The organism is Streptomyces sp. NPDC090083 (assembly GCF_044747445.1).
Taxonomy (GTDB): Bacteria; Actinomycetota; Actinomycetes; order Streptomycetales; family Streptomycetaceae; genus Streptomyces.
On the sequence record NZ_JBIVED010000001.1, the window covers coordinates 128133 to 152021 of the forward strand.

The window sequence follows — 23889 nt, forward strand, 5'->3', positions numbered from 1 at the left end:
TTTTTGCCGCAGATCATCGCTGCCGTTCCAGATGGAGGCTCCGCCATGTCCGACGCCCCTGCCCGACCCGCCGAAGCGGGTTCCTCCGCTCCGCCGAGGTCGAACGCCGTCGTCGCGGTGCTGGCCTTCGCCGGAATCGTCGTCTCGCTCATGCAGACCCTGGTCATCCCGATCATCCCGGAGCTGCCGAAGTACCTGGACGCCTCCGCGTCGAACACGGCGTGGGCGGTCACCGCCACCCTGCTGGCCGCCGCCGTGGCCACCCCGGTCGTGGGCCGCCTCGGCGACATGTTCGGCAAGCGCCGCATGCTGCTGACCAGCGTCGTGCTCCTGGTCAGCGGCTCGATCGTGTGCGCCCTGGCCGACTCGCTGGTCCCGATGGTCATCGGCCGCGCGCTCCAGGGCCTGGCCGCCGCGGTCGTGCCGCTCGGCATCAGCATCATGCGGGACGTGCTGCCCGGCGAGCGGCTGGCCGGGTCCACCGCGCTGATGAGCGCCTCGCTCGGTGTCGGCGGCGCCCTGGGCCTGCCCTCGGCCGCGTTCATCGCGGACCACTACAACTGGCACATCCTGTTCTGGGTCTCCGCCGTCCTCGGCGCCCTGTCCTTCCTGCTGGTCCTGCTGCTCGTGCCCGAGTCCGAGGTCCGCACCGGCGGCCGCTTCGACCTGGTCGGCTCGCTCGGCCTGTCCGCCGGACTGGTCTCCCTGCTGCTCGCCATCTCCAAGGGCTCCGACTGGGGCTGGACCAGCGCGACGACCCTGGTCCTCGGCGTCGCCGCCGTCGCGATCCTGCTCGCCTGGGGCTGGTACGAACTGCGCAGCCCGCAGCCGCTGGTGGACCTGCGCACGACCGCCAAGCCGCAGGTGCTGTTCACCAACCTGGCCTCGATCGCGCTCGGTTTCTCGATGTTCGCGATGTCCCTGGTCCTCCCCCAGCTGCTCCAACTTCCCACGCAGACCGGCTACGGCCTCGGCAAGTCGATGCTCACGGTCGGCCTGGTGCTCGCCCCGCAGGGCCTGGTCATGATGGCCATGTCCGCCGTGTCCGCCCGGGTCACCAGGGCCAAGGGCCCCAAGGTCACCCTGATGATCGGCGCGCTGATCGTGGCCTCCGGCTACGCCCTGAACATCCTGCTGATGTCCGAGGTCTGGCACCTCATCCTGGTGTCCTGCGTCATCGGCGCCGGCGTCGGTTTCACCTACGGCGCCCTGCCCGCCCTGATCATGGGCGCGGTCGACCCGTCCCAGACCGGCGCGGCCAACAGCCTCAACACCCTGATGCGGTCCCTGGGCACGTCCTTCGCCAGCGCCATCGCCGGTGTGATCCTCGCCCAGATGACCACCGACTTCGGCGGTACGGCCCTCCCCTCGGAGAACGGTTTCAAGGTGGTCATGGCGATCGGCGCCGGAGCCGCACTGCTGGCCTTCTTCCTCGCGAGCCTGATCCCGAGGACCCGCAAGGCCGTCGAGGACCCGGCCGACGGGACCCCGGCCACGGCTCACGAGATCTCCGAGGCCGCGGTGTAAGGCATCCTGGCCATCGAACACACGGCGGTCGCCGTCCCCCGCGACACGGGACGGCGACCGCCCTCCGCGCCCCGCACGTCCCCCGGCACACAGCGAGGAGCCCACCGTGACGACATCCGACTCCGCCGGCAGGAACGCCGGTTCGGCCGAGGCGCCGGTGGTGCGGTGCGCCGCCGGTGCGGTGCGCGGGCGGTGGGAGGACGGACTGTCGGTCTTCCGCGGCATCCCGTTCGCGCAACCGCCGGTCGGCGAGGCGCGGTTCCAGGCACCGCGTCCCGTGCGCGCCTGGGACGGCGTGCGGGACGCCCTCGCCTTCGGGCCGCCGCCTCCGCAGGAGTCCGGATTCCAGGGCCGCCGGGGCGTGTTGAAGACGGCGACGGGCGACGACTGGCTGACCGCCAACGTGTGGACACCGGCCCCAGATCCGGCGGCCCGCCGCCCGGTCATGGTGTGGATCTACGGCGGCGCCTACAAACTGGGCCACGCGGGCAGCCCGGGTTACGACGCCCGACGCATCGCCCGCGACGGCGACTTGGTGGTCGTCACCTTCAACTACCGTGTCGGCGTCGAGGGGTTCGCCCGGATCGACGGCGCCCCCGCCAACCGCGGGCTGCTCGACCAGGTCGCCGCACTGGAGTGGGTGCGGGAGAACATCACCGCGTTCGGCGGGGACCCCGAACAGGTCACCGTCTTCGGCGAGTCGGCCGGTGGCGGGTCGGTCGCCTCACTGCTGGTGATGCCGAGCGCGGCCGGGCTGTTCCACCGGGCCGTCGCGCAGAGCGTGCCGGGCTCGTTCTTCTCCGACGAGCTGGCGAGGAACATCGCCGCCGCGATCGCCGCCGAGACGGGACTGCGCCCCACGGCCGCCGACCTCGCGACCGTGGACCCCCGTCAACTGCCCACGGCGGGCGAGACGTTGACCACCACGATGCATCGGCACGCGGACCGCTGGGGCGTGGTCGCCCACACCGTGAGCCCCTTCGCGCCCGTCGTCGACGGCGAGGTCCTGCCGACCGCGCCCTGGCAGGGCCTCGCGGCGGGCGCGGCCCGGGACGTGGAACTGATCGTCGGTCACAACCGGGACGAGTTCCGCCTGTTCACCGCCCTCGGCGGAGAGCTGGGGAAGATCACCGAGGAGGACGCGGCGATCGCCCTGCGCCGGTTCGGACCGGGCGCCGACCCCGAACAGGCCTACCGCACGGCCTTCCCCGACGCCTCCCCGGGCGAGCTGCACGAACTCGTCCACTCCGACCGGGTGTTCCGCATGCCCTGCCTCCACCTGGCCGAGGCGCAGCTCGCCGCGGGCGGACGCGTGCACGTCTACGAACTCACCTGGCCCGCACCGGGGTTGGGCGGCGTCTTGGGCTCCTGCCACGGCCTCGACATCCCGCTGCTCTTCGGCACCTTCACCGCCGACCTCGGCAACCTGCTGTTCGCCGACGTCGAGCCCGGCCCCGAGGCACTGGCACTCTCGTCCCGCTTCCGCGCGTCCTGGACGGCCTTCGCCCGCACCGGCGATCCGGGCTGGCCGGCGTTCGACGCCGAGCACCGGCAGGTGCAGGTACTGGACGCGGAGCCCGTGGTCGCGGCCTATCCCGAGGAGGCTTCGCGGCGGCTGTGGGAGGGGCATGTGTTCGGGGCGCTGCCGTTGCTCGGGTAGAGGGGGGCAGGGGCGGTCCGCCGGGCCGTCAGCCGCCGTCCGGTGAGCCCGCGACCGGCCACCCACCCTGCTACCGCCCCGCACCCGCACCCGCACCGGAGCTCTCCCTGCCCCCTCACCTCCGCCCTCCCGGCCCCTCGCCCTTCCCCGCCACCAGCCGCTCCAGCCGGTCGAAGCGCTCGTGCAGGGCCCGCACCGCCTCCTCCCCCAACTGCTCGGCGCCGTGGGCGAGATGATGCCGGCGGCGCTGTTCCCGGCCGACGAACCAGGTGGCGAGGGCCGCGGTGACGAGGCCGTAGGTGGTGATGCCGACGACCATCACCACCGAGCCGACGACCCGGCCCCAGAGGGTCACCGGATAGAAGTCGCCGTAGCCGACCGTGGTCGCCGTCTCGATCGACCACCACAGAGCCCTCGGGTACGAGGTCAGATTGGCGCCGCGCGCTCCGTGTTCGGCGGCGACGACCGCCCAGGAGCCGACGAGCATGACCACGCCGAGGACCGCCGTCGCGCCGCCCGCCGCCTTCAGGTGGAGCGAGCGGCCCTCCCGGCCGAGCAGCAACTCGACCGCCCTGGTGAGGAATCCGGGCAGCATGGTCACTCCTTCGCGCGAGGGTGCCGGGCGGCCGGTCCTCGTCCCGGCCTGGGGCCAGTGTCGGGGCGTGCGGGGGCGCGGGCATGCCGGGCGGGGCGTTCGAGTTGCCGTACGGCCTGCCGCGTTGTGCGCTGGGGGCACTGTTCCCGCCCTGATCGTCCGCCCCACCCGACGGAGGAGCCCGCCATGACCGCGGAACCCCGAGCCGTGCCGGAGACCTTCGCGTTCACCTGTGGTGACTGCGGCCACTGCTGGGAGGCCACCTTCCAGGTGATGTTCTTCACCGACCCGAACGACACCACCGGCCTGACCACGCAGGAGTACGTCGACGAGGAGGGGAAGGCCCTCAGGTCGCCCCTCGCCGACGCGATCTGCCCCAAGTGCGGCGGGCGGACGGTGCATGTGCTGGAGGCCGGGCTCGCCCAGCGGGCCCGCCGCGCCGAGCACGAGCCGCAGCCGCCGCGCGAGCACCGGCTGCGTCTTCCGCACCGGCATTCCGGCCCGCCGGAGGACGAGCCGCGCTGAGTGCCGCTGACCGAGCGTGACTCACCCGGACGGCCCCCTGCGCTGGAGGCCCGGCCGCCCCGGTGGTGCGCTGTGGGGGAACCGCCACTCCCCCTGGAGGCCCCGCTATGCACCGTCGCCCGCCCTCCCGACCCGCCCGTGTGCTCCTCTCGGCTCTCGCGGTGGGCACGCTGCTGACCTGCGCGGCCTGTTCCGGCGAGAGCAGGAGCGAGGGCGGCGGCGGGCGCGCTGACAGCGCCGCGGACGTCGCCGCCTCCCCGCTCGCGGCCGAGTCCCCGCTCGCCTCGCCCCGCGGCGGGAGGTCCGCGTCACCGCGCGCCGAGAAGTCGGCCGGTGTCCTGACCCCCGCCGGGGCCAAGGCCGCGCTGATCACCGAGGCCGACATCGAGGACAACTGGACCCAGGTCAAGGACGCGGCGTCCTGGGGCGACACGCTGCTCATCGGGAAGGTCGACGTCGCCGCCCTCCTCACCGCGAAGACGAACGCGGCCGACTGCCAGAAACTCCTCGACGCGCTCTACGACGACACGCTCCTCGGCAAGCCGTCGGGCGCGTCCGCGCTGACCGGGTTCGAGCAGAGCGAGTCCCGGCTGCTCTACCAGGTCGCCGCCTACGACCGGGCCGGGCTCGGCGCCTCCCTGAACTGGCTGAAGACGCTGCCGGTGAAGTGCGACCAGTTCACCGCGACCGACTCCAAGGGCGGCCATCGGACGGTCCAGGTCATCGAGGATCCGGTGCCCTCCGTGGGCGACGCCCGCCAGGGTCTCCAGGTCACCGTCACCGGCACGAGCGGCACCCAACCCGTCACGCTCACCCTGCAGTTGGCGGTCGTCCGGGTCGGCACCGACGCCATCACGGTCACGTCCGGCGGGCTCGGCGGCACGGAGACGGACACCACCAAGGCCGCCGTGCAGCAGGGCACCGCGAACCTGAAGGACGTCCTGGCCGGACGGACTCCGGCCGCCCAACCCGGCCACCTGGACTGACAGTTCGCGTTTCGCGGAGAACATGTGCCCGATCGTCGCGAACCGGTGGGCCGAGTGATCACCGGACGGCACAATGGAGTCGACGACCGTACGGGCGACGAGGAGCGACGACGTGAGTGACAGCGACACCCCGGCAGAGGGACCGACCCGGCTCAACACCGGTGTGGCGCACAACGCGCGCGTCTGGAACTACTGGATCGGCGGCAAGGACAACTACGAGATCGACCAGCAGGTCGGCGAGCACGTCGCCGGACTGTTCCCGGTGATCCGTGAAGTGGCCCGCGCGGACCGGGACTTCCTCGGCCGGGCGGTGCGTTTCCTGACCGCCGAGCGCGGCGTACGGCAGTTCCTCGACATCGGCACCGGACTGCCGACGGTCGACAACACGCACGAGATAGCGCAACGCGTCGCACCGGACGCGCGGATCGTCTACGTCGACAACGACCCGCTGGTGCTGATCCACGCCCGCACCCTGCTGACGAGCACCCGCGAGGGTGTCACCGACTACATCGACGCGGACGTGCACGACCCGGAGGCGATCGTCCGGCAGGCCGCGGGCACGCTGGACTTCGAGCGTCCCGTCGCGGTGATGATGCTCGGCATCCTGAACTTCATCCTCGACACCGAGGACGCCCGGGACGTCGTGCGCAAGGTCATGTCCGCGATCCCGTCGGGCAGTTACCTCGTGCTGACGCACCCGACGTTCGACGCGGACCTCGGCGGCGAGGGCAACGTCCCGGCGATGGAGTTCTGGAACGAGAACGCCACTCCCCCGATCACCGCCCGCAGCCGTGAGGACGTCGCCGCGTTCTTCGCGGGCCTCGACCTCCTCGACCCGGGCCTGGTGCCGTGCTCGCGGTGGCGCCCGGACTCCGACTCCCCGGCCGTGGTACCGCAGTTCGGCGCGGTGGCCATGAAACCCTGACCGGAGCCGCCGAGCGTGCGGGACGCGATCGTGGAGGACGTATGACCACTCTTGCCGACCCCCTGCCCGGCGGCCGTCCCGGTGAGGTCGAGCGCGCCACCGCGCTGGCCGCAGAGCTGACCGGGCGCGGGGTGCACGGGATCGTCCTGGCCTACGTCGACACGGCGGGCGTGGGCCGGGTGAAGACGGTCCCGACCGCGAAGCTCGCGTCGGCCGCGGCCTGGGGTGTCGGCATGTCCCCGGTGTTCGACACCTTCCTCTCCGACGACTCCATCGTCACCACCGACGTCCTCGGCTCCCCGGACGGCGATCTCCGTCTCTACCCCGACCTGACCCGACTGGCCTTCCTCTCCGGCCAGCCCGGCTGGGCCTGGGCCCCGGTGGACCGCATCACCCAGGAGGGCGAGCGCCACCCGGGGTGCAGCCGCACCTTCCTGCGCCGCACGGTCGTCGACGCGGAGCGGCGGCACGGGCTCACCTTCCGGGCGGGCATCGAGATCGAGTGGTCGCTCGGCCTGGACCCCGCACCCGACGGCGCGTTCGTCCCCGCCACCACCGCTCCGGCGTACAGCGCCGCCCGGCAGGTCGAACTGAGCGACTACGGAGCCGAGTTGCTGTCGGCCCTGGCGACCCAGGGCGTGGACGTGGAGCAGTTCCACCCGGAGTACGCGGCCGGGCAGTTCGAACTGTCGGTGAGCGCGCTCGACCCGGTCGCGGCGGCCGACCTCAGTGTCCTCGTCCGGCAGACCGTCCGCGCGATCTCCCAACGGCACGGTCTGCGCGCCTCGTTCAGCCCGGCCGTCCTCGCGCACGGCGTCGGCAACGGCGGCCACATCCACCTCTCGGCGTGGCGCGACGGCGTGAACCTGCACGCCGGGGGCGACCGCCGCTACGGCATGACGGCGGACGCGGAGTCGTTCGCGGCCGGTGTCCTCGCCCACCTCCCGGCCCTCACGGCCGTCACCGCCCCGAGTCCGGCGAGCCGTCTCCGGCTCCAACCCTCGCAGTGGGCGGGGGTGTTCACCGCCTGGGGTCGCGAGACCCGCGAGGCCGCGGTACGGATCGTCACCGGCACGGCGGGCCTGCGCGCCCGGTCGGCGAACCTGGAGGTCAAGCCGGTCGACCTGGCCGCCAACCCCTATCTCGCCCTCGGCTGCCTCATCGCCGCCGGCCTCGACGGCCTGACCACCGCGGCCGTCCTGCCCGAGGAGACCACCGGGGACCCCGCGCACCTGGGCGCGCCGGAGGCGACGGCCCGTGGGGTACGACGGCTGCCGACCTCCCTCGCCGAGTCCGTCGCGGAGTTCCGTGCGGACGCGCAACTTCGGGCCGCGCTGGGACCGGTCCTGGCCGACGCGGTGATCGCCGTACGGGAGGGCGAGATCGCGGCCGTGGCCGGGCTGGACGACGAGCGGATCGCGGCGGCCTACCGCTGGAAGTACTGACGATGGGCGGCGGACCGGTCCACGAGGCGCTCGCCGCGCTGGAGTTGGTGGACCACCACTGCCACGGCGTCGTCACCGGCGCGCTGGACCGCACGGCCTTCGAGTCGCTGCTCACCGAGGGCGACGTCCGGCCCGGCAGCGGTGTCTCGTCCTTCGACACCCCGGTCGGGATCGCCGTACGCCGTCACTGCGCACCGGTGCTGGACCTGGACCGGCACGCTCCCGCGGACGTGTACCTCGCCCGGCGCGCCGAGTTGGGGCCGGACGAGGTCAACCGGCGTTTCCTGGCCGCCGCGCGCGCGAACGTCCTCTGCGTCGACACGGGCTTCGCCCCGCAGCGCGTCACCGCGCCCGCCGAACTCGCCGTCGCCGCGGGCGCGGTGGCCCATGAGGTCGTACGGTTGGAGACGGTCGCGGAGTCCGTGGCCGCGCGCGGGGTCGAGCCGGACGGGTACGCCGACGCGTTCCGGGCGGCCGTGCTGGACGCGGTGCGGCGGCCGGGGGTGGTGGCGGTGAAGTCGGTGGCCGCGTACCGGACGGGGTTCGGTCTCGACCCGGGCCGGCCCTCGGCGGCGGAGGTGACCACGGCGGCGCGGGGCTGGTCGGCGCGCGGCGGGCGGCTCGACGACCCGGTCCTGGTACGGGAGTTGCTGTGGACCGCGGTGGATCTCGGTCTGCCTCTCCAACTGCACACGGGCTTCGGCGACAACGACATCCGGCTGCACCGCGCGGACCCCGCCCTGCTGACGGACTGGCTCCACGCGGTGGCCGGGGCGATCCCGGTGCTGCTCCTGCACTGCTGGCCGTACCAGCGTCAGGCCGGCTACCTGGCGGCCGTCTTCGAAAACGTGTACCTGGACGTGGGGCTCACCTTGCACCACGTCGGACCGGTCAGGGCACGGGCGGTGCTGGCGGAGGCGCTGGAGATCGCACCGTTCCGCAAACTGCTGTACAGCTCCGACGCCTATGGTCTGGCGGAGTTCTACGGGCTCGGCGCGCTGGCGTTCCGCCGGGGACTGGGGGATCTTCTCCAGGAACGGGTGGACGCCGACGAACTGGGCCTGCCCGACGCGCTGCGAATGGCACGCTGGGCCGGGGCCGACAATGCCCGCCGGGTCTACCGGCTATCCGACGGACACTGAAAGTATGATCAAGCAATGTCTGACATGACCGATACCACGCCCGGTTGGCTGTCCGCCGACGACCTCGAGCAGGCACGCGCCCGCATGCCGATCCTCTACGTGGAGGCGGTGCCCGTCCGCGTCGACGACAGCGGTGAGGTGACCAGCATCGGCCTGCTGCTGCGCATCGGCCCGGACGGCACGGTGAACCGCACCCTGGTCTCCGGCCGCGTCCTGCACCACGAGCGGGTCCGTGACGCCCTCCTGCGGCATCTGGAGAAGGACCTCGGCCCGGTCGCGCTGCCGCGCATCCCGACCTCGCTGCAGCCGTTCACCGTCGCCGAGTACTTCCCGACGCACGGTGTCACGCCGTACCACGACCCGCGCCAGCACGCGGTGTCCCTCGCCTACGTCGTGCCGGTCACCGGTGACTGCCGGCCCCGGCAGGACGCTCTCGACCTGGTGTGGTTCAGCCCGCAGGAGGCCGCCTCGGAGGCGCTGCGCAGCGAAATGCCGGGCGGGCACGGGGTGTTGCTCAAGCAGGCGCTGGCGCACGTGGGTTGTGTGTCCTGACCGTCCGCGTGCCGCGCGGCGGCCAGGGAGTCGGTGGTGCGGTCAGGCCGAGCCGCGCTCGATGACCCGGCCGGGGGTCCGTGTGATCCCGGTGGTGTCGAGACCGAGCGCGGTCCGCGCGGCTGCCCGGCCGTGGCCCTCGGCGTCGATGTGGACGGTGGTGAGCGCGGGCGCGACGAGGGCCCCGTACTCGGTGTCGTCGTAGCCGATGACCGCCATGTCGAGCGGGACGCGCACGCCGAGATCCTGCAGCGCGGCCAGTGTGCGCAGGGCGATGTCGTCGTCGAAGGCGGCGACGGCGGTGACCTCGTCGTGTGCGGCGAGGAAGGCCCTGACGGCGGCGGTTCCGGCGTCCCGTGGCCTCGGCACGACGAACGGTGTCAGGGGCGGGAGCCCCAGCCGGTCCGTGGTCGCGCGGGCGAAGCGCTGACGGAGTGCGGTCAGCGGGGTGTCCTCGGCGGGCAGCGCCATCGCGACACGGGTGTGTCCGCGATCGGCCACGTACCCGATCTGCAGGGCCGCGTGGGCGGCGAAGCCGTTCTTCCAGTCCTCCTCGTCGGGCTCGTGCCCGCTCAAGTAGGCCTCGGCGAACCGGAGTACGGCGCGGGGCGCGATGGTGTCCAGGACCTGCTGGGTCGACTGGGGTGCCGAGTGGCCGTGCCGGACGAGCAACACATGGTCGTGCGCGGCGAGTTCGTCGTCCAGCCCGCGGACGTAGCTGCGCGAGTAGTTGCCCTCCAGACCCCAGTCGATGTTCAGTACGACGATCCGGGACGAGCCTTCGCGCAGTGCGCGGGCGATGCCGTGCGGGACGTATCCGAGGTCGCGCGCCGCCTCCTTCACGCGGTCCCGGGTGGCCGCGGAGATCGTCTGGTTCGGGTCGTCGTTGAGGACGAAGCTCACGGTGGCCCGGGACACCCCGCTCGCCGCGGCGACATCGTTCAGCGTCACCCGCCGCGAACCGCCCATCACCACTCCCCGGATCCGTCTGCCGTACGGCCGGCGTGCGCCGTGTCCTCGCCGAAGCCTCGCATGTCCGCACCCTAGTCCAGCGCGTGGTCACTTCCTCGCCCTGCCGACGATCCGCTTGCCGCTCACCCGGCGCTTCGGCCGCCGGGGCTCTTTTTCTGCGCGTTCCATTGATTGTACCGACCGTTAGGTCTAATTTATCGGCTCTCTGGACCTCCGCTCCGCTCACTCACGGAAGGCCGCCGATGTCCCAGACCCAGCTCACTCCCCCGCCGGCAGACGAAAGACCGCCCTCCGCCACACGCAACGTCCTCGACGTCGTCGCTCTCGTGTGGACCGTCCAACTGGTCGCGCTCATCGCCGCGTTGTCCGGGATCGCGCAGGCCGACATCGCGATCCACTTCCGGACCACCGAGATCGCGTGGTTCACCCTGATGACCCTGCTGACCGGGACGTTCTTCCTGCCGTTCGTGGTCAAGGCCGCCGCCCTGTTCGGCAAGAAGCGCGTCCTGCTCGTCGCCACGGGCCTGGGCTTCGTCGGCGACCTCGTCGCCGCCGTGGCCACCGACTACCGCACCCTGCTGATCGGCCGCGGCATCGCGGGCATCTACGCCGCCAGCGCCCCGCTCGCCTACGCCATCACCCGCGACGTGTTCCCCCGCAAGTGGGTCGGCCTCGCGAGCGGCATCCTGGCCGGCGGCGTGGGGCTCGTCGCGTTCGGCGGACCGTTCCTGTCCGGCTGGCTGCTGGACGACTACGGCTTCCGCGGTGTCCTGTGGTTCATGGCCATCAGCACCGCCGTCAGCTTCGTCCTCGTCGCGGCCTGTGTGCCGGAGAGCCCGGTCCGGGCGGCGACCGGCCGGATGGACTGGATCGGTGGAGTCCTTCTCGGCGGCGGGGTCACGGCGGTCGTCTACGCCGTGGGCCAGGGCTCGCACTGGGGCTGGGACAGTGGGAGGTTCATCGCCTACGTCGTCGGTGCGGCGCTCGCGCTGATCGTGTTCGTCCTCGTCGAGCGCCGGGTCGCGGAGCCCCTGTTCCCGCTCTCCATGACCCGCCGCCGCCCGGTGTGGACGGTCCTGTTGGCCACGTCCATCGCGGCGGGCTCGCTCAGCGCCGTCGGCGTGGTGATCCAGCTGCTGATCCTGATGCCGAACATCCCGACCGTCTCGGCGGGCCTCGGCTGGTCCGGGACCCACAACGCCATCGTCACCAGCCCGATCAGCGCCATGATCATCATCGGGGCCGTGGGCACGGGTGTCGTCGCCCGCCGTGTGGACGGCCGCGTCCTGCTGGGCACCGGCGCCGCGCTCGCGGTCATCGGCTACGGCCTCGGCACACATCTGCACCACAGCGCCCCGCAGATCATCGAGATGGGCGTGATCGCCGGGCTCGGCACGGGCATCGTCATGGCGATCGTGCCCATCATGATCATCGAGGTGGTCACCCCCGAGGAACAGGCGCTGGCCAACGGAGTCCAGACCCTGGGACAGGGCGTCGCCCAGATCGTCGTCTCCCAGCTGGCCTTCGTCGTGATGGCCCAGCACGGGGCGATCCTCAAGGGCACCCAGTTCTACCTGGACGCCGGCTTCACCAACGGGCTCTGGCTCGTGGTCGGTTGCGTCGCCGTGGGCGCGCTGTTCGTCACCCTGATCCCCAAGAGCAAGCGCCTCGACGAGGTGGAGGCCGGCCAGGCCGTCTGAAGTCCGCGAGCCGAGAGGGCCGTTCCCCCGGTGGCGGGCGAACGGCCCTCGGTGCACCGAGGACTGGGCAGCGGCGGGCTCTGGGCACCGCGGCCGGCTCGGACCTACGGCCCCTCAGGTCTCCGCGACGTACTCGGTGGCCGCGTCCAGCAGCCAGTCCGTCAGGTACCCGGAGAACGACGAGCGGACCAACACCCAGAATCCGGCGCCGAGTTCGTCCCGTGCGACCAGGACGACCTGAGCGCGGGCCAGCATGGTCTGGGCGCAGCGGCCGGGGCCGAAGGCGCGGGGGTGCAGGTCCAGCGGGCAGCCGTGGGCCAGCAGGTCCCGGGCGCGGGCGCCGGAGACGAGGAGCGTGGTCCGCTGGGCCGAGACATCGGTGACGGCCACGTGTTCGTCACCGGCCGCCTCCCGGATCCGGCGCTCCAGGTCCCGCTGGGTGTCCGGCGCCCCCACCACGAGCCATTCGTCGGGACCGAGCCACAGCACGGTCGACTCCCTGGTCCGCACGACGGTGTTGGGCTCCAGGGGCAACGGCAGCCCGAGCGCGAGTCCTACGGCGTCCGCCGCCGCGCCCTTCGCGTCGAGGCGGACGTTCACCTGGGCCAGGAAGGGGAGTTCGGCCAGCCGGAGCGTGCCCCGGGAGGAGCGGGTCACGGCCGCCAGCCGGCCGGCGGCGCCCGCGAGGGGGCTGCGGCGCGGGACGGAAAGGGCGGTGTCAGCCATCGCGGCGGGCTCCCTCGGGGTCGTAGAGGACGGGGCCGGCGACGGTGACGGGGATCAACCGGTCGCCCACGGGGGCGTAGAGGCGTTCGCCGATGCGGTCGCGGCCTGCCTTGATCAGGGCGAGGGCGAAGGTGCGGCCGAGGGCGGCGCTGCGGTAGCTGGAGGTGACGTGGCCGAGCATCGGCACGGGCGGGGCCGGGAGCACGCTGTCGGCGATGAGCTGGGTGCCCTCGGGGAGGAGCGCGGCGGGGTCCTCGGGGAGCAGGCCGACGAGGTGTTTGCGGTCGGGGCGTACGGCGTCGGCGCGGGCGTAGGAGCGTTTGCCGATGAAGTCGGGCTTCTTCTTCGACACCGCCCAACTCATGCCGAGATCCTGGGGAGTCACGGTTCCGTCGGTGTCCTGGCCGATGATCGGGTAGCCCTTCTCTGCGCGCAGGACGTGCATGGTCTCGGTGCCGTACGGGGTGATGCCGAAGGCGGCGCCCGCCTCGTACAGCGCCTCCCACAGGGCGAGGGCCTCCCACGGTGACACGTTGATCTCGTAGGCGAGTTCACCGGAGAAGCTGATCCGGCACACCCTGGCGTCGATGCCGGCCACGGTCGTGTCCCGCCATGCCATGAACGGGAAGTCGTCGTTGCTCACATCGAGTCGGGGCGCGAGTGAGCCGAGCACCTCGCGGGAGCGGGGGCCGACCAGGGCGACGGTGGCCCACTGTTCGGTCACCGAGGCGCAGTGGACGCGGAGTTCGGGCCACTCGGTCTGGTGCCACTCCTCCATCCAGTCGAGTACGGCGGCGGCGTTGCCCGTGGTCGTGGTGACCAGGTAGCGGTCCGGGGCGAGCCGGATGGCCGTGCCGTCGTCGAAGACCATGCCGTCCGGGCGGCACATGACTCCGTAACGGACCATGCCCACCTTCAGGTTGCTCATCATGTTGGTGTAGAGCCGGTCCAGGAAGACGGGTGCGTCCGGGCCCTGGACGTCGATCTTGCCGAGGGTGGAGCCGTCCATGAGGGCGACGGACTCGCGGGCCGCCGCGCACTCGCGCAGGACGGCGGTCTCCCGGTCCTCGCCGTCGCGCGGGTAGTACCAAGGCCGTTTCCACTGGCCGACGTTCTCGAACAGCGCGCCCTGCATGACGTGCCAGTCGTGCAGGGCGGTGGTACGGACCGGGTCGTGCAGCGCGCCCCGGTCGCGGCCCGCGAGGGCGGCGAAGGAGACGGGTGTGTAGGGCGGCCTGAACGTGGTGGTGCCGAGCGACGACACGTCCACGCCCAGCAGTTCGGCGACCACACCGCTCGCCAGGACTCCTGAGGTCTTGCCCTGGTCGTTGGCGGTGCCGGCCGTCGTGTAGCGCTTGGTGTGTTCGACCGAGTCGAGTCCTGCGCCGGTGGCGCGGGTCAAGTCGGCGACGGTGACGTCCCGTTGGAGGTCCACGAAGCGGGGGCCGTCGGTGTCGGTGGTGCCGGGGACGAGGAAGACCCGCATGGCGGGGGTGTGGGGTGCCGCGGGGACCTCGGGCAGGGCAGGTGTTCCGGCGGTGTAGCCCTCCGCCTCGATCGCCCGGGCGCCCGCGGCCGCGCCCTGCGCGAGTGCTCCGGGGAGGTCCGGCACGCCGTTCGCGCTGCCCGCGACCTCGACCTGCTGACGGCAGGTGTCGGGGACGAAGGCGCCGAGGGCGTCGTCGTGGCGGAGCGTGCCGCCCGCCTGGCTGAAGAGGTGGGCGACGGGGTTCCAGCCGCCGGAGACCAGGAGCAGATCGGCGGTGAACTGCCGTGCCGTGCCGGTGGGTTCGCCGTACGGCGTGACGGTCACGGTGGTCAGGCGCGGGGTGCCCTCGGTGCCCGTGACCGCGTGTCCCGGCAGTACCTCGATGCCTGCTGCCCGGGCCCGGCTCGCCCACCCCTCCGGCTCCGACGGGCGGGTGTCCACGATCGCCGCGATCTCCACTCCTGCCGCCGCGAGGTCCAACGCGGCAGCGTACGCAGTGTCGTTGGTCGTGAAGACGACGGCGGCGCGGCCGGGGAGGACGCCGTAGCGGTGGAGGTACGCGCGGGCCGAGGCGGCGAGCATCACGCCGGGGCGGTCGTTGTCCGGGAAGGCGAGTGAGCGTTCGTGGGCGCCCGTCGCGAGGACCACCCGGCGGGCTCGGATGCGCCAGACGCGTTCGCGGGAGAGGTGGGCGGGGGCCGCGGCGCCGAGGTGGTTGGTGCGGCGTTCGACCGCCAGGAGGTGGTTGTCGTCGTAGTGGCCGAAGACGGTGGTGCGGCGCAGGACGCGGACATCGGGGGCGGTGCCGAGTCTGTCGTTCACCTCGTCGACCCAGTCCAGGAGTTCGGCCGTGTCCAGCAGGCTGCCGCCCAGCTCCGGGCGGTCGTCGGCGAGGATGACCCGGGCTCCGGTGCCGGCTGCGGCGGACGCCGCCGCGAGGCCGGCCGGGCCCGCGCCCACCACCAGGAGGTCGCAGTGGGCGTGGAGCGCGTCGTAGCGTGCCGGGTCCGGGTCGGTGGCCAGGCGGCCCTGGCCGGGGAGGCCGGTGGCCGCCAGGCCGTCGTACAGCTCGACCGTCGTGGCGGGGAGCATCGGTTCGGGGAAGGGCTCCTCGATCTGGATGACGGCGTTCGGTTCTTCGACGCCGGCGGTGAAGATGCCTCGGGGGCGGCCGAGTCTGATGCTGGTGCCGGTCTGGATGACGCCGTTGGCGAGGAGGGCGGAGGCGAGGGTGTCGCCCTTGTAGCCCTGGTACGCGGTGCCGTCGAAGGTGAAGGTGAGGGGGGTGTCCCGGTGGATTCGGCCGTGGGTGGGGTGGCGGAACGGGTGGCCCGCTGCCGGGCCGGTGATGGGCGCGGTGCCGCTGTCCGTCCCGTCCTCCAGGGGCGCCGCCCCTTCGGCCCCGCTGCGAGAGGGCTCCGCCCCCTGGACTCCCGTCGGCCCCGGAAGGGCCTCGTCCGCAAACGCCGGACGGGCTGCGGAGGCCGGCCCTCGTTCGGCGGGGGCAGGCCGCTCCTCCCCCGCCCGGTACACCGCGAGGATCTCGTTCGTGCCGGTGTCCCGGACCGCGTTGAACCAGCGGCGGCAGCCCGCCGCGTGGCTCCAGCGTTCGGCGAACGGGCCCTTCGGGTTGGCGCGGAAGAAGAGGTAGCGCGCCCACTCCTCGTCGGTCAGTTCGGACGGAGTCTCCGGGTAGGCGACATGGGCCTGGCCGCCGTAGTGGAACTCGGCCTCGTCGCGGGGCCCGCACCAGGGGCAGGGGATCAGCAGCATCGTTCGGGCTCCCTAGTGGGCCACCGCGGCGGCACCGTGCTCGTCGACGAGCGCGCCTGTGGTGAAACGGTCGAGCGAGAAGGGGGCGTTGAGGGGATGGGGCGTGTCGTGGGCGATGGTGTGCGCGTAGACCCAGCCGACGCCCGGGGTCGCCTTGAAACCACCCGTTCCCCAGCCGCAGTTGAGGTACAGGTTGTCCACCGGGGTGAGGCCGACGATGGGGGACGCGTCCGGGGTGACGTCCACGATGCCGCCCCACGTGCGCAGGACGTGCGCGCGGGCGAAGACCGGGAACAGCTCCAGCGCCGCCGCCATCTGCTCCTCGATGATGTGGAACGCGCCGCGCTGCGTGTACGAGTTGTAGGAGTCGATGCCCGCGCCCATCACCAGCTCGCCCTTGTGCGCCTGGCTCACGTACACATGGACCGCGTTGGACATGACCACCGTCGGGTGGACCGGCTCCAGCAGTTCCGACACCAGGGCCTGCAACGGATGGCTCTGGAGCGGGAGTCGGATGCCCGCCATCGCCGCCAGCACCGATGTGTGGCCCGCCGAGCAGAGCGCCACCTTGCCCGCCGCGATCGGGCCGCGTGTGGTCCGTACGCCGACCACCCTGCCGTCGACGATGTCGAGGCCGGTGACCTCGCAGTTCTGGATGAGGTCGATGCCGGCCGCGTCGGCGGAACGGGCCAGTCCCCATGCCACGTGGTCGTGCTTGGCGATTCCGGCGCGGGGCTGGTAGGTGGCTCCCATGACCGGATAGCGCACGTCCGGTGAGGTGTTGACGATCGGGCAGACCTCTTTCACCTGCCGTTCGTCGAGCCAGTCCGCGTCCACGCCGTTGAGGCGGTTCGCCTCCACGCGGCGCACGCTGTCCCGGACGTCCTGGAGGCTGTGGGCGAGGTTGAGGACGCCGCGCTGCGAGAAGAGGATCGGGTAGTCCAGCTCCTCCTCCAGGCCCTCCCACAGCTTGAGCGCGTGCTCGTAGATGCCCGCGCTCTCGTCCCACAGGTAGTTGGAGCGGATGATCGTGGTGTTGCGAGCCATGTTGCCGCCCGCGAGCCATCCCTTCTCCAGCACCGCGACGTCGGTGATGCCGTGGTTCTTGGCCAGGTAGTGGGCGGTGGCCAGGCCGTGGCCGCCGCCGCCCACGATCACCACGTCGTACGAGCGTTTCGGCTCGGGGGTGCGCCAGAGCCGGTCGGGGTGTTCGGGGAGGTCAGCGCCGGGGGTGCGGGGGGTCATCGGGGGTCGCCCTCCTCGGACAGGTGCGGGTACAGCGGGTGCTTCGCCGCCAGGGCCTGCGTGCGGGCGCTCAAGTCGGCGATGTCCGGGGCCGGTTGGAGGGCCAGCGCGATCACGTCCGCCACCTCGGCGAAGTCCTCCTCGGTGAAGCCCCGGGTCGCCAGCGCGGGGGTGCCGATGCGCAGGCCGGAGGTGACCATGGGCGGGCGTGGGTCGAAGGGCACGGCGTTGCGGTTGACGGTGATGCCGATCTCGTGGAGCAGGTCTTCCGCCTGCCTGCCGTCCAGCTCCGCGTCGCGCAGGTCGACCAGGACGAGGTGGACGTCCGTGCCGCCGGTGAGGACCTTCACGCCGGTGGCCGCCACGTCGGGTCGGGTGAGGCGTTCCGCGAGGACGCGGGAGCCGGTGAGCGTGCGCGACTGCCGTTCCGCGAACTCCGGGGACGCGGCGACCTTGAACGAGACCGCCTTCGCGGCGATGACATGTTCCAGCGGGCCGCCCTGCATGCCGGGAAACACGGCCGAGTTGATCCTCTTCGCGAGGTCGGCCTCGTTGGTGAGGATCACTCCGCCGCGCGGGCCGCCGAGGGTCTTGTGGGTCGTGGTCGTGGTCACGTGGGCGTGCGGGACGGGGCTGGGGTGCAGGCCGGCGGCGACGAGGCCCGCGAAGTGCGCCATGTCGACCATCAGTAGGGCGCCCACCTCGTCGGCGATCCTGCGGAAGGCGGCGAAGTCCAACTGCCGCGGATACGCCGACCATCCGGCGATGATCATCCGCGGCCGGTGTTCCTTGGCGAGGCGCTCGACCTCGTCCATGTCGACGAGGTTGTCGGTCTCCCCCACGTGGTACGGGACCACGTTCAGCATCTTGCCGCTGTAGTTGAGGCGCATGCCGTGGGTGAGGTGGCCGCCGTGGGCGAGGTCGAGGCCGAGGACGGTGTCGCCGGGTTTCAACAGGGCGAAGAACACGGCCGTGTTGGCCTGCGCGCCCGAGTGCGGCTGGACGTTCGCGAAGCCCGCCCCGAACAGGGACGTGACCCGCTCGATCGCCAGCCGCTCGGTGACGTCGACGTGTTCGCAGCCGCCGTAGTAGCGGCGGCCGGGATACCCCTCGGCGTACTTGTTGGTGAGGACCGAGCCCTGCGCCTCCAGGACGGCGGAGGGTGCGAAGTTCTCGGAGGCGATCATCTCCAACGTGGACTGCTGGCGGCGCAGTTCGGCGCGGAGTGCGGCGTGGACCTCGGGGTCGAGTGCGGCCAGGGGGGTGTTGAGCGCGTTCATACGGCGTTCGTGTCCTTCCGGTCAGCCACGGAGACGGGACATCGTCGGGTCGAACAGCGGCTCCGCGGCGACGACCGCCTCGACGCGTCGGTCGAAGTAGCCGATGTGCAACGGGGTTCCGGGGGTGGCGAGTCCGGCCGGGAGCCAGGCGTAGGCGATGCCCTTGCCGATCGTGTAGCCGTAGGCGGCGCTGGTGACGTGGCCGACGGCGCGTTCGCCGTCGTAGACCGGTTCCTTGCCCATCACGACGGAGTGCGGGTCGTCGATGGTGAGGCAGGTCAACTGCCGCCGTACGGAGGTCTTCCGGCGTTCCAGTGCCGCCTTGCCGAGGAAGTCGCCCTTGTCGAGCTTGACGGCGAAGGCGACGCCGGCCTCGTAGGGGTCGTGTTCGTAGGTCATGTCGGTGCCGAAGGAGCGGTAACCCTTCTCCAGGCGGAGGCTGTTGAAGGCGCCGCGCCCGGCGATGACGCCGCCGAGGGGCTGGGCCGCCCGCCACAGGGTGTCCCAGAGTTTCTGGCCCTGGTCGGCGGTGGTGTACAGCTCCCAGCCGAGTTCGCCGACGTAGGACAGGCGCATGGCGGTGACCGGGACCGTTCCGATGTAGGCCTGCTTCGCGCGGAAGTACTTGAGGCCCTCGTTCGTGAAGTCCTCGTCCGTCAGGGGCTGGAGGACCTTGCGGGCCAGTGGTCCCCAGAGGCCGATGCAGCAGGTGCCGGGGGTGATGTCGCGGACCTGGACCGTGCCGTCGGCGGGCAGGTGGCGGGTGAGCCAGTCGAGGTCGAGGTTGCCGTTGGCGCCGACCTGGAAGCGGTCGCGGGCCAGGCGGGCGACGGTGATGTCGCTGCGGATGCCGCCGTCCTCGTCCAGCAGCAGCGTGTACGTCACCGAGCCGACCGACTTGGCGACCTTGCCGGTGACCAGGCCCTCCAGGAAGCCGGCGGCGCCGGGGCCGGTGACCTCCAGGCGTTTGAGGGCCGTCATGTCGTACATCGCGACGGTCTCGCGGGTGGCCTGGGCCTCGGCGCCGACGATGGGCGACCAGTACCGTGCGGCCCAGTCGTTCGGGGTGGGGATCGAACGGCCTTCCAGGAGTGCCGAGTTGGCCTCGTACCACTGGGGGCGCTCCCAGCCGGCCGCCTCCAGGAAGACCGCGCCGTGTTCCTGCTGGCGGGTGTGGAAGGGGCTGGTGCGGATCGGGCGCGGATCTCCGGACGGCTGGAGCGGGTGGAGGATGTCGTAGACCTCGACGAAGTTCTGGCAGTCGCGGGCCAGGACGTACGCGGGCGCGAGTTGGTGCTGTTCGAAGCGGTTGACGTCGCACTCGTGGAGGTCGAAGGAGGAGCAGTGTCCGTCGACCAGCCACTCGGCCATCGCGCGGCCGACGCCCGCCGAGTGCGTGACCCAGACGGCCTCGGCGACCCAGAAGCCCCTGACCTCCGAACTCTCGCCGAGGAGAGGGAAGTTGTCGGTGGTGAAGGAGAACAGGCCGTTGATGCCCTCCTCGATCTTCGCGTCCTTGGTGGCGGGGAGGAGTGACTGTGTCTCGGTCCAGGCGTCGGCGAAGTCGCCCTCGGTGAAGGTGAGGACGGAGGGCATGGCCTCGGCCTCGTCGAACGGGCGGATGTCGTCGGCGGAGACCGGCATGGGGCGGTGGCCGTAGGAGCCGATGCCGATGGCGTCGAAGCGGTCGCGGTAGTAGAGGTCGGCGTCCTGGTGGCGCAGGATCGGGCGGACGGCTTCCTCGGTCTGGCCGGCGAGGGCGGGCACGGGACCGGTCCACGCGAGCTGGTGGGCGAGCGGGGTCAGCGGGAGGTTCATGCCGGCCATGCGGGCGATCTTCGGGCCCCAGATGCCGGCGCAGCACACGACGATGTCGGCGGGGATCTCGCCCTGGTCGGTGAGGACTCCGGTGACCCGGCCGTCGGCCTGCCGGACGTCCAGGACTTCGTGGCGGGCGAGGAAGGTCACGCCGCGTCCGGTGGCCCGGCGGATCTGGGCCTCCACCGCGAGGACGGCTTTCGCGAGGCCGTCGGTGGGGACCAGGAGGCCGCCGAGCACGCGGTCGGGGTTCACCAACGGGTGCTGTTCCACGCACTCTTCGGGGCTCAGCAGGCGGGCTTCGACGCCCCATGCGGTGATCCAGCCGTGGCGGCGCCGGAGTTCGGCGACGCGCTCGGGGGTGGTGGCCACTTCGAGGCCGCCGACCTGGAGGAAGCAGGGCTTGCCGTCGACGTCGAGGGAGCAGAACTTCTCGACCGTGTAGCGGGCCAACTCGGTCATGGTCTTGGAGGAGTTGGTCTGGAAGACCAGTCCTGGCGCGTGCGAGGAGGAGCCGCCGGTGGCGGGCAGCGGGCCCTGGTCGACCACGGTCACCTCGGTCCAGCCTCGTGCGGAGATCTCGTCCGCGAGTGCCGCCCCCACGACGCCCGCTCCGATGATGACCACTCGGGGTCCCGCCATCGCCGCACCTCCGGCTCGAAAGCAATCCGGTTGCTGTCTGCGCAACATGCTTCAGGTTGCGCAACTCAATGTGCCCGGCGCGAGGAGCGGGTGTCAAGGGGTCCTCGACGTCGGGAAACAGCCCGGAACACCGGCCTGGACAGGGCCGTACGGGGGCTGCGCACGGCAATGCCCGGTGGGCGGTGCGCACCCGCGCGCACCGCCCACCGGGCATGGTCGACCGGAGTTCCGCCAGGGCTACTTGAGCCAGGCGTCGACCTTGTCCTTGTTGGCGTCGACCCACTTCTTCGCCGCCGCGTCGTCGGACAGCTTGTCCTGCGCTATGTACTTGGCGACGGTGTTCTGGTCGTCGTTGGTCCAGTGGAAGTTCTTCACCAGGTCGTAGGCGGGGCCGCCCGATGTGGCGAACTTGGCGCTGACGATCTTGTCGAGGTCGTAGACGGGGTAGTCGCAGGCGATCTTCGCCGCGTCGGCGTCGCAGCCGGTCGTGTACGTCGGCAGGGAGACCTTCTTCAGCGGGACCTCGGAGAGGAACCACTGCGGCTCGTAGAAGTAGCCGATGACCCACTTCTTGTTCTTCTCGGCGGTGCGGAACGCCTGGATGAGCGCGGTCTCGCTGCCCGCGTACACCACCTTGAAGTCGAGTTTCAGGTTCTTCACCAGCGCGGCGTCGTTGGTGACGTACGACGGGTCCCCGTCGAGGAGTTGGCCCTTGCCGCCCGACTCGGAGGTCTTGAACTCGGACGCGTACTTGTTGAGGTTCTTGTAGTTCAGGATGTCCGGGTGGGCCTTGGCGAGCCACGGCGGCACGTACCAGCCGATGATGCCCTTGTTGCCGGTCTGGCCGGCCTCGACGGCGGTCTTCTGGCCGGTGATGTACTTCTTCTTGAGGTCGTCGTGACCCCAGTTCTCCAGGATGGCGTCGACCTCGCCGGTGCCGAAGCCCTGCCAGGCGATCTCCTCCTTCAGGTCCTTCTTGTTGACCGTGCAGCCGAGCCGGTGCTGTGCGACGTACGCGACGACGGCCGCGTCCGCCTCGTAGCCCACCCATGGGTTGACCGCGAGGTTGAAGGTGCCGCACTTGCCCGAGCTGTCGCCGCTCGATCCCGATGAGGTGTCGCCGACCTTCGCCCCGCCGCAGGCGGTGAGGGTGAGGCCGAGAACGGCCAGGCCGGCCGCGCCGGTTCGCCAGTGTCGTGCCATGGTGTCGTGCTCCTTTAAGCGCGGGTTCGGCGCGCGGCCGCCTGAGTGATCCGGTCGAACATGACTCCGAGCAGGACGATGGCGAGCCCCGCCGCCAGTCCCTTGCCGTACAGCTCGCCCTGCGAGAATCCGGCCACGACGTCGTAGCCGAGGGCGCCGGCTCCCACCAGGCCGCCCACCACGACCATCGACAGCACGTAGATCAGGCCCTGGTTGGTGGCCAGGGTCAAGGCGCCGCGTGCCATGGGGAGTTGAACCTTGGTGATGATCTGCCAGGTGTTGCACCCGGCCGCTGTCGCCGCCTCGACGGTGGTCTCGGGCACGGCCCGCACCCCGTCCGCGGTGATCTTGATGGCGACCGGTACGGCGTACACGACGGCGGCGACGATCGCGGTGAAGCGGGTCGCGCCGAACAGGGCGAGGAACGGCACGAGGTAGACGAACGGCGGCATGACCTGCGCCGCGTCCAGGGTGGGCCGCAGCACCCGGTCCACCAGCATGCTCCGCCCCATCCACACCCCGAACGCGATGCCGAGCACCATCACCAGCACCGTCGCCACGACGGTCGAGGCGAGTGTCGTCATGGCGTCCGACCACACGCCGGTGCCGACGAGCAGGCCCACGCAGACGGCGGTCGTGACCCCGGAGCGCCAGCCGCCGACCACGGCGCCGATCCCGACGAGGGCCGCGCCGACGAGCCACCACGGGGAGTCGGTGAGCAGGGACTGGAAGGGGTTGAGCAGTCCGTTGGTGATCGCGTCGCGGAACGCGTTGGTGATCCCGGACAGGTTGTCCTGCGCCCAGGTGGTCACGCTGTCGGCCGCGTCGGCGATGTGGGTGCCGGTGGTGCCGTCGCCGGGGAACTGCGCGGCCCAGAGGTAGGTGTGCGACAGATAGACGAGGACCACCACGCCGACGGCGCCCGAACCGAGCAGCGGGCGGCGCCACGCGAGGAAGCGCCCGCTGGAGTCGCGGGCCTGTTCCGCACGCGTGCTGGACGCGGTGGTGACCCGGTCCAGGACGATCGCCATGACGACGATGGAGAGGCCCGCGTTGAAGGCCGTACCGACGTCGAGGGACTGCAGTGCCTGCATGACGGTCTTGCCGAGGCCGGGCGCGTCGATCAGGGCCGCGATGGTGACCATGGCGAGGGCGGCCATGATCGTCTGGTTGACGCCCATGACCACGGTCCGTTTGGCCATCGGCAGCAGCACTTTGAGCAGCGACTGCCACCGCGTCGACCCCATCGAGTCGGCCGCTTCCACGGTCGTCTCCGGTACCGAGCGGATGCCGTGCGCGGTGATGCGGATCGCGGGCGGGGCGGCGTAGATCACCGTGGCGATCACGGCGGAGGCCGGGCCGATGAGGAAGATCAGGGTGAGGGGGGCGAGGTAGACGAAGGTCGGCATCGTCTGCATGAAGTCGAGGAAGGGCGTGATGATCCGGTTGAACCGGTCGGAGAGTCCCGCCCACACCCCGAGCGGGATCGCGAACAGCAGCGCGACGAGGACCGCGGAGAGGGTCAGCGCCAGGGTGTCCATGCTCTCCTGCCACAGCCCCTGCAGCCCGAAGAAGGCGAACCCGGCCAGGGCGAGGAGCGCGACGCGCCAGTTGCCGACGGCCCAGGAGACGAAGCCGGCGATGCCGACGACCCCGAGCCAGCCGATCTGCGGCACCGGCCGGT

18 protein-coding genes are annotated in these 23889 nt (G+C 71.7%); 9 read left to right on the top strand and 9 right to left on the bottom strand.

Annotated features, from left to right (window positions below; translation table 11 throughout):
• Window positions 1–45 precede the first annotated feature (45 nt).
• Both ACIPTO_RS00520 and ACIPTO_RS00525 read left to right on the top strand, forming a co-directional pair.
• Window positions 46–1527: an MFS transporter gene (locus ACIPTO_RS00520; protein WP_401188124.1), complete on the top strand. Its 1482-nt coding sequence runs from the start codon at window positions 46–48 to the stop codon at window positions 1525–1527.
• A gap of 157 nt (window positions 1528–1684) precedes the next feature.
• The gene (locus ACIPTO_RS00525) at window positions 1685–3187 is read left to right on the top strand and encodes a carboxylesterase/lipase family protein (protein ID WP_401189645.1); all 1503 of its coding nucleotides are present in this window, start codon (window positions 1685–1687) and stop codon (window positions 3185–3187) included.
• Between the two features lie 115 nt (window positions 3188–3302).
• Here the strand turns inward: ACIPTO_RS00525 and ACIPTO_RS00530 are convergent, their stop codons facing one another.
• The gene (locus ACIPTO_RS00530; RefSeq protein ID WP_401188127.1) at window positions 3303–3782 is read right to left on the bottom strand and encodes a potassium channel family protein; all 480 of its coding nucleotides are present in this window, start codon (window positions 3780–3782) and stop codon (window positions 3303–3305) included.
• 186 nt (window positions 3783–3968) lie between these two features.
• Between ACIPTO_RS00530 and ACIPTO_RS00535 the strand changes: the two genes are divergently transcribed.
• From ACIPTO_RS00535 to ACIPTO_RS00560, 6 genes are all read left to right on the top strand, one after another.
• Complete coding sequence (locus ACIPTO_RS00535) at window positions 3969–4307, top strand: hypothetical protein (RefSeq protein WP_366324575.1); 339 nt, start codon at window positions 3969–3971, stop codon at window positions 4305–4307.
• A 107-nt stretch (window positions 4308–4414) separates the two neighbouring features.
• On the top strand, window positions 4415–5293 hold the full coding sequence (locus ACIPTO_RS00540; protein WP_401188130.1) for a hypothetical protein: 879 nt from the start codon (window positions 4415–4417) through the stop codon (window positions 5291–5293).
• Between the two features lie 112 nt (window positions 5294–5405).
• The gene (locus tag ACIPTO_RS00545) at window positions 5406–6218 is read left to right on the top strand and encodes an SAM-dependent methyltransferase (protein ID WP_401188133.1); all 813 of its coding nucleotides are present in this window, start codon (window positions 5406–5408) and stop codon (window positions 6216–6218) included.
• Window positions 6219–6259: 41 nt separating this feature from the next.
• Window positions 6260–7663 carry a glutamine synthetase gene (locus tag ACIPTO_RS00550; RefSeq protein ID WP_401188135.1) on the top strand — a complete coding sequence of 468 codons (1404 nt, stop codon included), beginning with the start codon at window positions 6260–6262 and terminating at the stop codon, window positions 7661–7663.
• Window positions 7664–7665: 2 nt separating this feature from the next.
• Complete coding sequence (locus ACIPTO_RS00555) at window positions 7666–8805, top strand: amidohydrolase family protein (RefSeq protein WP_401188138.1); 1140 nt, start codon at window positions 7666–7668, stop codon at window positions 8803–8805.
• Window positions 8806–8829: 24 nt separating this feature from the next.
• Window positions 8830–9357 (top strand): NUDIX hydrolase family protein, encoded by a 528-nt coding sequence (locus ACIPTO_RS00560; protein WP_328834173.1) that lies wholly within the window; start codon window positions 8830–8832, stop codon window positions 9355–9357.
• Window positions 9358–9399: 42 nt separating this feature from the next.
• On the opposite strand, the gene ACIPTO_RS00565 is transcribed toward ACIPTO_RS00560, so the two are convergent.
• Window positions 9400–10326 carry a LacI family DNA-binding transcriptional regulator gene (locus ACIPTO_RS00565; RefSeq protein ID WP_401188141.1) on the bottom strand — a complete coding sequence of 309 codons (927 nt, stop codon included), beginning with the start codon at window positions 10324–10326 and terminating at the stop codon, window positions 9400–9402.
• A 245-nt stretch (window positions 10327–10571) separates the two neighbouring features.
• On the opposite strand from ACIPTO_RS00565, the gene ACIPTO_RS00570 reads away from it, so the two are divergent.
• Window positions 10572–12029, top strand: a complete 1458-nt coding sequence (locus ACIPTO_RS00570; protein WP_401188143.1) for an MFS transporter — start codon at window positions 10572–10574, stop codon at window positions 12027–12029.
• 114 nt (window positions 12030–12143) lie between these two features.
• Here ACIPTO_RS00570 and ACIPTO_RS00575 read toward each other — a convergent pair whose 3' ends face one another.
• From ACIPTO_RS00575 to ACIPTO_RS00605, 7 genes are all read right to left on the bottom strand, one after another.
• A complete protein-coding gene (locus ACIPTO_RS00575) occupies window positions 12144–12755 on the bottom strand; it encodes a sarcosine oxidase subunit gamma (RefSeq protein ID WP_401188145.1) in 612 nt (203 codons plus the stop codon).
• On the bottom strand, window positions 12748–16017 hold the full coding sequence (locus ACIPTO_RS00580; RefSeq protein ID WP_401188147.1) for a sarcosine oxidase subunit delta family protein: 3270 nt from the start codon (window positions 16015–16017) through the stop codon (window positions 12748–12750). The genes ACIPTO_RS00575 and ACIPTO_RS00580 overlap by 8 nt, the downstream gene beginning before the upstream one ends.
• 12 nt (window positions 16018–16029) lie before the next feature.
• Entirely contained in the window at window positions 16030–17262 is a 1233-nt protein-coding gene (locus ACIPTO_RS00585) for a sarcosine oxidase subunit beta family protein (protein WP_401188150.1), read from the bottom strand.
• A complete protein-coding gene (gene glyA, locus ACIPTO_RS00590; RefSeq protein ID WP_401188152.1) occupies window positions 17259–18542 on the bottom strand; it encodes a serine hydroxymethyltransferase in 1284 nt (427 codons plus the stop codon). The genes ACIPTO_RS00585 and glyA overlap by 4 nt, the downstream gene beginning before the upstream one ends.
• 21 nt (window positions 18543–18563) lie before the next feature.
• Complete coding sequence (locus ACIPTO_RS00595) at window positions 18564–21002, bottom strand: FAD-dependent oxidoreductase (RefSeq protein ID WP_401188155.1); 2439 nt, start codon at window positions 21000–21002, stop codon at window positions 18564–18566.
• A gap of 237 nt (window positions 21003–21239) precedes the next feature.
• Window positions 21240–22205, bottom strand: a complete 966-nt coding sequence (locus tag ACIPTO_RS00600; protein WP_401189647.1) for an ABC transporter substrate-binding protein — start codon at window positions 22203–22205, stop codon at window positions 21240–21242.
• A gap of 14 nt (window positions 22206–22219) precedes the next feature.
• Complete coding sequence (locus ACIPTO_RS00605; RefSeq protein ID WP_401189648.1) at window positions 22220–23746, bottom strand: ABC transporter permease; 1527 nt, start codon at window positions 23744–23746, stop codon at window positions 22220–22222.
• Window positions 23747–23889 lie beyond the last annotated feature (143 nt).

What these genes read in the sequence shown, in the direction of transcription:
- ACIPTO_RS00530 (WP_401188127.1), bottom strand. Translation starts at nt 3,782, where the DNA reads ATGCTGCCCGGATTCCTCACCAGGGCGGTCGAGTTGCTGCTCGGCCGG.
- ACIPTO_RS00575 (WP_401188145.1), bottom strand. Translation starts at nt 12,755, where the DNA reads ATGGCTGACACCGCCCTTTCCGTCCCGCGCCGCAGCCCCCTCGCGGGC.
- ACIPTO_RS00585 (WP_401188150.1), bottom strand. Translation starts at nt 17,262, where the DNA reads ATGACCCCCCGCACCCCCGGCGCTGACCTCCCCGAACACCCCGACCGG.
- ACIPTO_RS00555 (WP_401188138.1), top strand. Translation starts at nt 7,666, where the DNA reads ATGGGCGGCGGACCGGTCCACGAGGCGCTCGCCGCGCTGGAGTTGGTG.
- ACIPTO_RS00595 (WP_401188155.1), bottom strand. Translation starts at nt 21,002, where the DNA reads ATGGCGGGACCCCGAGTGGTCATCATCGGAGCGGGCGTCGTGGGGGCG.
- ACIPTO_RS00580 (WP_401188147.1), bottom strand. Translation starts at nt 16,017, where the DNA reads ATGCTGCTGATCCCCTGCCCCTGGTGCGGGCCCCGCGACGAGGCCGAG.
- ACIPTO_RS00605 (WP_401189648.1), bottom strand. Translation starts at nt 23,746, where the DNA reads ATGGACACCCTGGCGCTGACCCTCTCCGCGGTCCTCGTCGCGCTGCTG.
- ACIPTO_RS00600 (WP_401189647.1), bottom strand. Translation starts at nt 22,205, where the DNA reads ATGGCACGACACTGGCGAACCGGCGCGGCCGGCCTGGCCGTTCTCGGC.
- glyA (WP_401188152.1), bottom strand. Translation starts at nt 18,542, where the DNA reads ATGAACGCGCTCAACACCCCCCTGGCCGCACTCGACCCCGAGGTCCAC.
- ACIPTO_RS00565 (WP_401188141.1), bottom strand. Translation starts at nt 10,326, where the DNA reads ATGGGCGGTTCGCGGCGGGTGACGCTGAACGATGTCGCCGCGGCGAGC.
- ACIPTO_RS00550 (WP_401188135.1), top strand. Translation starts at nt 6,260, where the DNA reads ATGACCACTCTTGCCGACCCCCTGCCCGGCGGCCGTCCCGGTGAGGTC.
- ACIPTO_RS00520 (WP_401188124.1), top strand. Translation starts at nt 46, where the DNA reads ATGTCCGACGCCCCTGCCCGACCCGCCGAAGCGGGTTCCTCCGCTCCG.
- ACIPTO_RS00535 (WP_366324575.1), top strand. Translation starts at nt 3,969, where the DNA reads ATGACCGCGGAACCCCGAGCCGTGCCGGAGACCTTCGCGTTCACCTGT.
- ACIPTO_RS00560 (WP_328834173.1), top strand. Translation starts at nt 8,830, where the DNA reads ATGACCGATACCACGCCCGGTTGGCTGTCCGCCGACGACCTCGAGCAG.
- ACIPTO_RS00540 (WP_401188130.1), top strand. Translation starts at nt 4,415, where the DNA reads ATGCACCGTCGCCCGCCCTCCCGACCCGCCCGTGTGCTCCTCTCGGCT.
- ACIPTO_RS00570 (WP_401188143.1), top strand. Translation starts at nt 10,572, where the DNA reads ATGTCCCAGACCCAGCTCACTCCCCCGCCGGCAGACGAAAGACCGCCC.